Raw genomic sequence first — 2903 nt, 5'->3', positions numbered from 1 at the left:
GGTCCGGGGGGTCCGGTTCAGGCGGGTCCGGTTCCGGGCCGGAGGGGCCTGGCGGTCCCGGCGGTTCCGGCGGCAGGGACGGCGACAAGCCGGGGCTCGGCGGGCAGGGCGGGCCCGGGCCCGGCGGGCTGCGCTGGGATCCGACGGATCCGGTGCAGCGGCGGGCGCGGTACGCGCTGCTGTCGGGCATGTGGGCGTTCTTCTTCGCGCTGTTCAGCGTGGAGTGGATGGCGCTGCTGCTCGGCGTGCTCGCGCTGTACTGGGGCATCAGCTCGCTGCGTAACAAGATCCGGGATCCGGAGGCGGCGGCCGCGCTGACGACCGGCAGCGGTGGCGGCAGCAGCAGCGGCGAGGGCGCCGCGGGCGGACAGCCGGGCGGGCAGCCGGGCGGGCAGTCCTCGGGCGGGATGATGCGGCCGCAGCGCAGCGCCGCGATGACCGGGATCGTGGCGGCGTGCCTGGCGCTGGTGTTCGCGGCGGGGATGTACGCGGTGCAGTTCGTCTACCACGACTACTTCACCTGCCAGAGCGACGCGCTGACGAAGGTCGCGGAGAAGAACTGCGAGAGCAAGCTGCCGGAGCCGCTGCGGAAGATCTTCGGGCAGGACGCGGGGTAGCGGGTTTTCCGGCGCTTACGGGTTTTACGGGCGGGCGTCACTCCGTCCAGGAGCGCATCGCGCCGTCCGGCTCGAGCTCGAAGTACACGCGGCCGTCCTGGCCGTAACTGGAGTGCCCGCCGCTGGTCTTGAGGGTGTCCCAGAGCCTGACCTCGCCGGTGCCGGGGGCGGCGGCGTACAGGTCGGCCTCGAATCCGTCGTCGACCTCGTAGACCTTCGCGGTGAAGCCGCCCTTGAGGCGGTGCTGGCTGACCAGCTCGCGCTCCGAGCCGCCGTCGTCGAGCAGCCGGCCGTCGAAGTCGTACCACCAGACCCGGCCGGTGTCGCCGTCGGTGACCTTCAGGTGCGCGCCGCCCGCCAGCTCGTACGTCCAGTCGTCGTGCACGGCGCTGCGGTCGCGTTCGGTGAGCGTCTCGGTGTCGCCGCGGGAGATCACGATACGGACCTGCGGCCGCTGGATGTCGGAGCCGAAGCGGGCGGTGGAGCCGTCCGGGAGCTTGGCGCGGCCGTCCCAGGATCCGCTCTCGCCGGGGTCGCATATGCAGATCCCGGGGGCGAGTCCGGACGCCGCCGCCTCGACGGCCGGTGCGGCGGAGGCGGCGGAGAGCGCCAGTGCCGCCGAGGCGGCGAGGGCTAGGGTGCGGCGACGACTCATGGGGGAATTGCCCCTGTCTGTACGGGTAACTCCGGAGCCTCACCGTAACTCAAACGGCGGTGCCCCGCCCGTCGTCGCGCTCCTCGAGACCGTCGTAGCGGTCGTCGTAACCGTCGAGCTCACGCAGCAGCTCCTGGCGCGATTCCCAGTCCGGCCAGCGCTCCACTGACCAGGTCCAGCCGCCCGGCACCGGCGCCGCCCCGTAGAGCCGCCAGCCGCGCACGGCCAGGGCGGTGGGCAGGCCGAGGGCGAGGGTCCAGGCGGCCGCGGCGGCGCCGGTCTGCCACCAGGACGGGCCGAAGGACGCCAGTTCGGCGCGGCCGAGCGGGCCGCCGGCCAGCCAGGCGAGAAGAGTCAGGACGACGGCGCAGGCCAGCGCGGCGGCGGCGGCCGCGCCGAGGGTGGCGCGCCAGGTCCAGCCCGGCTCCCGCACCGCCCGTACGGGGACGGCGGAGCGGGCTGTCAGCCAGCCGAGGGTGAGCCCCGCGGCGGCGGGGACGACGGCGGTGGCCCAGGTCAGCGGCGTGCCGGCGCCCTCGTGCGGGACGGCGGCGAGCAGCGGGAAGAACGGCAGTTCCGGGTGGGCGGCGGAGTCGAGCGGGCCGACCAGGGCGTCGCCGCCGACGGTGAAGCCGGGGCCGAGGGTGTACGCGGCGGCCCACACGGCGGCGTTCGGCAGCAGCGCGACGGCCAGCAGCAGGACCGCGATCCGGCCCATGACGGGGGCGGTGAGCTGCAGGAACGACGCTTCGGCCGCCGCGCCGTGCCAGGCGAGCGCGAGCCCGAAGAGCAGGATGCCGCAGCCGAGCAGGACGGCGAGGGCGGCGGCGGAGGCCCGTACGACGGCGTGCAGCCAGGGATAGCGCACCGCGAGCCCGCGCCGCCGCGCCCCGAGCCGCAGCCGGGCGGCGGCGACGCCGGCGGCCACGGAGGCGGCGACGAGCACGGGGAGGTGGCCGGCGGCGCTGAGCACGTCGGCGCGGAGGGTGCTGCCGGTGGCGGCGTACGCGGTGACGCCCGCGGCGACGACGAGATACCCGCCGGCGAGCCAGCCCGCGGTGGCCCGCGGCGACGGGTGCGGGCGGTGATCCTGCGGGGTCAGGGCGTCGCGGGCGGCGCGGAAGAGCAGCCAGACCGGCATCGCGGTCAGCAGGATCGGCGTGACGCCGACCGGCGCGGGCAGCCCGCTGCGGGTGTCGGTCCGTACGAGATCGGCACCGTGCGCGAGCAGCCACAGATCGGCGACGACGTGCAGCGCACCGCCCGGCCCGCTGTCGGGATAAGGCGAGGTCACCCAGAAGAGCAGCACGAGCACGGCAAGGAACCCGAGCCCGAGCCCCGCCGCGAGCGCGCCGGCGGCAAGCCCCGCGACGGCTTCGGCGCGAGGCCCTTCCAGGGCGGGGGAACGGCCCGCGGACAACCATGGCCCGCGATCGGTCATTTGGCTCACAGCGCCCCATGCTGCCAAATGCACCCGTTTCGCCCTGGCAGCGGGCGGATGCCCGGGGTGTTGCGCAAGATGCCGTTATGCGCCTTTTCATACCGCAGCCTCTGAGTGAGTCCGTCAGTCCGCGAGTCCGGGTCGTGCTGGTTGGGGGGCGCGGATGACGTCGCCGGGAGCGGGAGAGGGG

The 2903-nt window shown here is 75.0% G+C and carries 3 protein-coding genes; 1 reads left to right on the top strand and 2 read right to left on the bottom strand.

The window, feature by feature from the left end; translation table 11 throughout:
- Nucleotides 1-617: hypothetical protein (locus G5C51_RS41240; protein WP_165245960.1), on the top strand; the 617-nt coding region annotated here is incomplete at its 5' end.
- Between the two features lie 37 nt (nucleotides 618-654).
- Here G5C51_RS41240 and G5C51_RS41235 read toward each other — a convergent pair.
- Nucleotides 655-1272: a hypothetical protein gene (locus G5C51_RS41235; RefSeq protein ID WP_165245958.1), complete on the bottom strand. Its 618-nt coding sequence runs from the start codon at nucleotides 1270-1272 to the stop codon at nucleotides 655-657.
- Nucleotides 1273-1321: 49 nt separating this feature from the next.
- On the bottom strand, nucleotides 1322-2713 hold the full coding sequence (locus G5C51_RS41230; protein WP_165245956.1) for a cell division protein PerM: 1392 nt from the start codon (nucleotides 2711-2713) through the stop codon (nucleotides 1322-1324).
- Between the last annotated feature and the right edge of the window lie 190 nt (nucleotides 2714-2903).

Source organism: Streptomyces coryli, from assembly GCF_011044975.1.
GTDB classification, from domain to species: Bacteria; Actinomycetota; Actinomycetes; order Streptomycetales; family Streptomycetaceae; genus Streptomyces; species Streptomyces coryli.
This window is presented reverse-complemented; position numbering and strand designations above follow the sequence as displayed.